Source organism: Acetobacterium wieringae (genome assembly GCF_001766835.1).
GTDB classification, from domain to species: Bacteria; Bacillota; Clostridia; order Eubacteriales; family Eubacteriaceae; genus Acetobacterium; species Acetobacterium wieringae.
Map to the genome: position 1 here is coordinate 154,197 of NZ_LKEU01000014.1, position 6,556 is coordinate 160,752.

Annotated in this window: 6 protein-coding genes; all 6 read left to right on the plus strand. The window is 48.6% G+C overall.

Features of this window, described 5'->3' with window-relative positions; genetic code table 11:
- Positions 1 to 187 precede the first annotated feature (187 nt).
- The 6 genes from murB (at position 188) to ACWI_RS03575 (ending at position 6,189) form a co-directional block, all read left to right on the plus strand.
- Positions 188 to 1,093 carry a UDP-N-acetylmuramate dehydrogenase gene (gene murB / locus ACWI_RS03550; RefSeq protein ID WP_070370046.1) on the plus strand — a complete coding sequence of 302 codons (906 nt, stop codon included), beginning with the start codon at positions 188 to 190 and terminating at the stop codon, positions 1,091 to 1,093.
- Between the two features lie 131 nt (positions 1,094 to 1,224).
- A complete protein-coding gene (locus ACWI_RS03555) occupies positions 1,225 to 1,956 on the plus strand; it encodes a PHP domain-containing protein (RefSeq protein WP_070370047.1) in 732 nt (243 codons plus the stop codon).
- 155 nt (positions 1,957 to 2,111) lie between these two features.
- Entirely contained in the window at positions 2,112 to 2,984 is an 873-nt protein-coding gene (gene rapZ / locus ACWI_RS03560; RefSeq protein ID WP_070370048.1) for an RNase adapter RapZ, read from the plus strand.
- Positions 2,985 to 3,219: 235 nt separating this feature from the next.
- Complete coding sequence (locus ACWI_RS03565; RefSeq protein ID WP_070370049.1) at positions 3,220 to 4,230, plus strand: gluconeogenesis factor YvcK family protein; 1,011 nt, start codon at positions 3,220 to 3,222, stop codon at positions 4,228 to 4,230.
- 94 nt (positions 4,231 to 4,324) lie between these two features.
- Positions 4,325 to 5,326 (plus strand): DNA-binding protein WhiA, encoded by a 1,002-nt coding sequence (whiA, locus tag ACWI_RS03570; protein ID WP_070370050.1) that lies wholly within the window; start codon positions 4,325 to 4,327, stop codon positions 5,324 to 5,326.
- A 464-nt stretch (positions 5,327 to 5,790) separates the two neighbouring features.
- Positions 5,791 to 6,189, plus strand: coding sequence for a phage holin family protein (locus tag ACWI_RS03575; protein WP_070370051.1), 399 nt, complete (start codon positions 5,791 to 5,793; stop codon positions 6,187 to 6,189).
- Positions 6,190 to 6,556: the final 367 nt, after the last annotated feature.

The following is a 6,556-nucleotide window of genomic DNA, read 5'->3' on the forward strand; positions in this document are numbered from 1 at the left end:
GCAAAGGGCCTTTTTTTGTGGCGAAGCCACGTAAATAATGGTATGATGGATTAATAGAAGCAAAAAAGTAGGATAAGCACTGGGGGACGGTTTTTCTTGTGCTTTCCTAATTACTTGATAAAAAGTGCACAAAAGAACCGTCCTCCTGTGCGATAAAATCGAAGCATCAAGAGGTAGGAATAATTATATGAATAATACCATCAAAAAACTGCAAGCCATCATGGCGATCGAAAATATAAAAGAAAATGAACCGATGAAAAACCATACATCCTTTAAGGTTGGGGGCCCAGCCGACCTTTTTTTAATGCCTCAGACCCAAACAGAACTGCAACAGATACTAAAAATCTGCAAAGAATCGGATAAACCCTTTTATATTATGGGGAACGGCAGCAACCTGATTGTCCGTGATAAGGGGTATCGTGGCATCATCGTTAATACCAAGGCCCTCAATCGGGTGGAAGTTCAAGGAACAACCCTGATTGCCGAACCGGGGATCAGCCTTAAAGATCTGGCCAATATTGCGTTGAAAGAAAACCTCACCGGTCTGGAATTTGCTTCCGGCATTCCCGGCAGTCTGGGCGGTGCCGTCACCATGAATGCTGGTGCCTATGACGGCGAAATGAAGGCAGTGATTAAAAGCATTACGGTGATTAAAGAAGATGGTACCGAAAAAACCATTCCTGCCGAACAGTGCCAGTTTGGTTACCGATCCAGTATCCTGCAACAGCACGGCTGGATTCTGATTCGTGTCGAGCTGGGTCTAAAACACGGCGACTGCCAGGCCATCGAAGCAAAAATGCTTAACTTAAACACCCAAAGACAGACCAAGCAACCGCTGGAATACCCCAGCGCTGGCAGCACCTTCCGCCGACCGGAAGGCTATTATGCCGGTAAACTGGTGCAGGATGCCGGTTTTAAAGGCTATGCCATCGGCGGGGCTCAGGTCTCCGAAAAACATAGCGGCTTTGTTATCAATAAAGGCGGCGCCACCGCTGCTGATATTCTAAACCTCATCGGTGCGATTCAGTCAGCCGTTAAAGAAAAATTTGACGTCGACCTGAAAACCGAAGTCATCGTCATCGGAAACGACTAGTCTCGGATGAGAAAAGGGGACGTTACGCCTGTCAGCCCAGCGGGATGAAAGGCGAAATGTCCCATTGTCGCATCCGGGCAACGCAGTATAATCGAAGTAATAAAACATAATAATATATGTAAGGAAATCCCATGAAAATAACCCATGATATGCACACCCATACAACCTATAGCCATGGCAAAAATACCATTGCCGAAATGGTGGCCCAGGCCCGTAAAATTGGCCTTACGGCCATCACCATTTCCGACCATGGCCGCAGCCATCCGCTGTTTGGGGTGCGCAAAAAGAATTTTGCTAAAATGCGGGCTGAGATCGATGCGCTTAATCAAAAATACGATGATATTGATATTTACCTTTCGGTCGAATCCAACATCACTGGTGCCAACGGCGACATTGACATTAAAGAGGAAGAAAAAAAATACTGCGACTGGATTTCGGCCGGGTATCACTATGGTTATATTCCGGCCAGTATTAAAGATATCTTTGTTTTTGCCCTGCCCAACTATGCGGCCCGGGTGTTACCCTTTTTAAGAAACACCGTGGTTAACATGAATACCCGAACCTATATCAAAATGATGGAACGCTACGACATCAAGCTGATTACCCATCCCGGTGACAAAATGCCCATCAACATCGAAGCGGTGGCTAAAGCCGCCGCCGAACATGGCGTCATTCTGGAAATCAACCCCAGACACAATCATTTAAATGCCGAAGAAATAAAAATCGCCATGAAATACCCAGTCAGCTTTGCCATCAACAGTGACGCCCATAGCATTGCTGCTCTGGGGGATATGCGGGACACCCCAGCGGTTGTCAAAGCCGCCAGCATCCCCATTACCCGCATCGTCAATATCACCGACTAGGTAGGATGTGAAAAGGGGACGTTACACCTGTCAGCCCAGCGGGATGACAGGCGAAATGTCCCATTGTCACATCCGGGCAGTGCTGTAGTTTGCAAAGGCGAAATGTCCCCATGTCATGCCCGGGAGTCATAGTAATTCAAAAAAAGGAGTAACCCATGAAAATCATTATCATCACTGGCATGTCTGGTGCCGGAAAATCCCAGGCCATTCAAATCCTCGAAGATCTGGGTTATTTCTGTGTTGATAACATTCCCCCGCAACTGATTGTGACCTTCATCAATCTCTGTCAGCAATCGGCCACCGAAATTGAAAAAATAGCCCTGGTCACCGATGTCCGGGGCGATATTTTCCTGGACGGAAAAGATACCCCCCTGGCTGAGTACAAGGCTACCCGGGATGATCTCAAGCTGATCTTTTTAGATGCCCGGGACGAAGTGCTGGTATCCCGCTATCAGGAAACTCGGCGTAATCATCCCCTGACCCATTTTGCCAGTAACCTCATCGAAGCGATCCGGGCGGAACGAAAAAGCCTGGAACATTTTAGAGAAATCGCCGATGAAGTCATCGACACCTCGGACATCAAGGTCAGAGAGCTAAAAGAACAGCTGACAAAGCTGGTTAAATTGGATCGGGATCAGTCCAAACCAAAGGTAAAAATTTATTCCTTCGGTTTTAAATATGCCAGTCCCATGGGCGCCGATTTTGTCTTTGATGTCCGCTTTCTGCCCAATCCCTTTTATAAACAGGAACTCAGGAATTTGACCGGCGAAGATCAACCGGTGCGAGACTACGTCATGTCATTTCGGGAAGCGGAGGTTTTTTATCAGAAATTGTGGGATCTGATTGAATTTGTCATTCCCCAGTTTGCCAAGGTTTCCAAAAATACGGTTGAAATTGCCATCGGCTGTACCGGCGGCCAGCACCGCTCGGTCACCTTTGCCTGCCTGTTAAGCCAGGCTCTCAAAGAAAAAGGCTACGAAACCACCCTCAAACACCGGGACATCAAAAGAAACCGCCTCGACCACTAGGGTATGACTTGGGGACTGGTAGGATGAGAAAAGGGGATGTTACGCCTGTCAGCCCATCGGGATGAAAGGCGAAATGTTTCATTGTCTCATCCGAGCAGTGTTGTCGTTCATAAAGACGTTGCGTCCCCATGTCATGCTGGCCGAACAGTCAGTTGCACCATCTCGTAGGGGCGATCCGTGATCGCCCGCATACCTGAGCAACGATGTAAAGACAAACAAAAAAGGATGTGATTTCATGGATATGAAAGAATACATAAGGGAGTTTACCTTGAAAGATATTGTCAAAGTAAGAAACCCCAAAGTTGTGGCCATCGGCGGCGGCACCGGTTTATCGGTGATCCTCCGGGGCTTAAAAAAATATACCGATAATCTCACCGCCATTGTCACGGTTGGCGATGATGGTGGCGGTTCCGGAAAACTCCGGGAAGAACTGGGTATTCTTCCACCTGGCGACATTCGCAGCTGCATTCTGGCTTTGGCCGATGACGAAAACGTCATGCAGGAGCTTTTTAATTATCGGTTTCCCGGTGGCCCGATGGCGGGACAAAGCTTCGGAAATCTGTTTCTGGCAGCGATGAACGGCATCAGCCATGATTTTTACGATGCCGTCCGGCGAACCTCCGACGTGTTGCAGATCAAAGGAGCGGTGTTGCCGGTTACCCTCTCCCAGATGGTGTTGATGGCAACCCTCAAAAATGGCCAGGTCATTGAAGGGGAATCAGCCATCCCCGGGGCGGCACTGGAACAAAACAGCCCCATCACCCAGATCTTTCTAAAACAGGAGGATACCGCCCCCCTCCCGGAGACCATCGAGGCCATCAGAAATGCCGACATGATTGTTATTGGTCCTGGCAGTTTGTATACCAGCGTCATTCCCAATCTGCTGATAAGGGATGTCGCCAGAGCGATTTTTGATAGTCGGGCCAGGCGTTTCTACATCTGTAACATTATGACGCAGCCTGGTGAAACCGATGGGTATACCCAGGAAGACCACATCCGGGCTATTGAAGCTCACCTCGATCAGGCCGAAGGCCGATTGTTTGACTATGTGGTCGCCAACACCGGCAATCTACCCAAGAGTATTGAAGAAAAGTACAAAAAATGCGCTGCCAATGTGGTCGAGATCATCTCCCCCCTGGAACAGTATGAGTATATTCTAGACGATTATGTCATCATGGAAAACGGCTTTGTCCGCCACGATGCCGATCTCCTGGCCCGTCGCATCTTCGAAACCTATATAAAATAAGGTAAGCACAAAAGTACCGTCCCCCTGTGCGCTTGTCAACTCGTAGGGGCGATCCGTGATCGCCCGCAACTCGCACCGAAAGAAAGGAGCCGTCATGACATTTTCAGCCATTTTAAAAAAAGATCTTTCCAAGCTTCCCTACGGCTCCAAAGCCTGTCAGCGGGCCGAACTGTCCGGCATGATTGGCGCAGTGGGAACCATCCACATCGAGCAATCCGGTGCCATGACCATCAGTATCAAAACCGAAAACCCCGCAGTGGCGGCCCGCTGCTATCAGCTGATGAAATCCCTGTATCAGATTAAACCAAAAATCAAGATCGAAAAAACCCGTAAATTCAAAGAACACCGGGCCTACCGGGTGGTGGTTGAACAACCATGGACGGCAAAAATAATCTTGGAAGACTGTCAGATTTTAAGTTACAATGCCAATGGACAGGCGTTTTTTGCCAATCAGGTACCGGAGCCCTTTATCAAGCAGCAAAATCAGACAAAAGCCTACATCCGCGGGGTCTTTTTAGGGTGCGGTTCGGTATCCAACCCCGAAAAAACCTATCATCTGGAATTGGTGGGTAAAAAAACGACCATCACGAAAAAAGCCGACCGCAGTCCAGTGGTTGCCGGTGAGCAATGTGCCTATCTGCAGAGCATTAAAACGATTCTCGATGGGTACGAGATCAAGTCCAACCTGATCCATCGCAAAGCCCATTGGGTACTCTACCTCAAAGAAGGGAGCAGTGTGGCCGATTTTCTCAGCGTCATCGGAGCCCATCGGGGCCTGCTGGAAATGGAAAACATCCGGATTGTCAAAGAAATGCGCAATGACGTGAATCGTCAGGTCAATTGTGAAACCGCCAATCTCAATAAAACCATTGCCGCCGCCTACGATCAGGTTGCCGATATTATGCTGATCAAAGAGCAGTTTGGCTTAAAAAATCTGCCCAAAAATCTCTACGACATTGCCGAACTGCGGCTTAACTACCCCGATGCCAGTATCAAAGAGCTGGGTGAACGCCTGGACCCCCCCGTCGGCAAGTCCGGGGTCTATCACCGCCTCAAAAAACTCAACCAGATCGCCGCCGACCTCAAACAGCGCTAGAGCATGACTTGGAAACGTTCGCCTGTGATAGGGCGTGAAAAGGGGACGTTACGCCTGTCAGCCCATCGGGATGAAAGGCGAAATGTCCCCTTGTCATGCCCGAGCCACGCATCAGGGATGACGTACGAAATGTCCTCCTTGTCATACCCGGGCCGCGCGCTGTAAATGCGATAAGTTAGACGTCCCCATGCCGAACCATCCTTCACAGGATGGTTTTTTTATGTCATTTTTTCCTAGAAACTGCCATTTAAGGAGTGTACCACTATTTGGTAATTACCAAATGAAAAATTCGAACGATGATTGCTTTGGGAGCAGTTTCCACAAACAATTTCGTAACGTGTAGACGAACAGGCGATAGCCTGTACGTCGTACAGTGTAGAAATTGTTTCGTGCGAAACTGGGCGCAAAGCTCACGGTAGTTTTGCAAGTGGCCACTAGTTAAAGAAAGGAGGACAAGCGATGCAATGAAAACAATTCTAGAATCCCTGCCCACGGTGTGTGGGGTGATCGGGTCGGTACTCGGTTTTCTTTTAGGCGGCTTCGACGGGTATTTGTACACCTTGCTGGGCTTTATCCTGATTGACTATTTAACCGGTCTGGCCCTGGCAGCAACCCGGCGGCAGGTATCCAGCCAAATTGGTTTTAATGGAATTCTCAAAAAAATGATGATCGTTGTCATTGTCGCCATGGGTCACCTGTTAGATCAGAACCTGCTAGGCGGTGGTGCGACCCTGCGCACAGCGATGATTTTTTTCTATCTGGCCAATGAAGGCATCAGTATCACCGAAAATCTGGCCGCCCTGGGCTTTCCGATTCCCGCCAGCCTCAAAAAAGTTCTGGCCCAGTTGTCCGAAAAAGAATGAGTAGGGTGTGACTGGGGGACTGGTAGGATGAGAAAAGGATACGTTACGCCTGTGATAGGGTATGACTTGGGGACGTTACGGATGTCAGCCCAGCGGGATGAAAGGCGAAATGTCCCCATGTCATGCCCGAGCTACGTTGTAGCGATGACAAACAAAACGTCCCCATGTCTCCCCATGTCTCAAAAAAATTAAAACGAATAGGAGAATATCTATGTGTATCAACAACGAACAATTAACCTCTGCTTTCGTCAAGTGAAAAATGGTCCAGATTTTTATTTCAAAAGTGGTCCACTAGTTGGTGCTCTTTAGCCAGGCGATGGTATCCTCCATCCGATAACTGATCTCACGGGAAAAGTCCATGATATGT

Excerpts from the sequence above, each read along its gene's own strand:
- whiA (WP_070370050.1), top strand. The coding sequence starts at position 4,325 with ATGACATTTTCAGCCATTTTAAAAAAAGATCTTTCCAAGCTTCCCTAC.
- ACWI_RS03555 (WP_070370047.1), top strand. The coding sequence starts at position 1,225 with ATGAAAATAACCCATGATATGCACACCCATACAACCTATAGCCATGGC.
- rapZ (WP_070370048.1), top strand. The coding sequence starts at position 2,112 with ATGAAAATCATTATCATCACTGGCATGTCTGGTGCCGGAAAATCCCAG.
- murB (WP_070370046.1), top strand. The coding sequence starts at position 188 with ATGAATAATACCATCAAAAAACTGCAAGCCATCATGGCGATCGAAAAT.
- ACWI_RS03575 (WP_070370051.1), top strand. The coding sequence starts at position 5,791 with ATGAAAACAATTCTAGAATCCCTGCCCACGGTGTGTGGGGTGATCGGG.
- ACWI_RS03565 (WP_070370049.1), top strand. The coding sequence starts at position 3,220 with ATGGATATGAAAGAATACATAAGGGAGTTTACCTTGAAAGATATTGTC.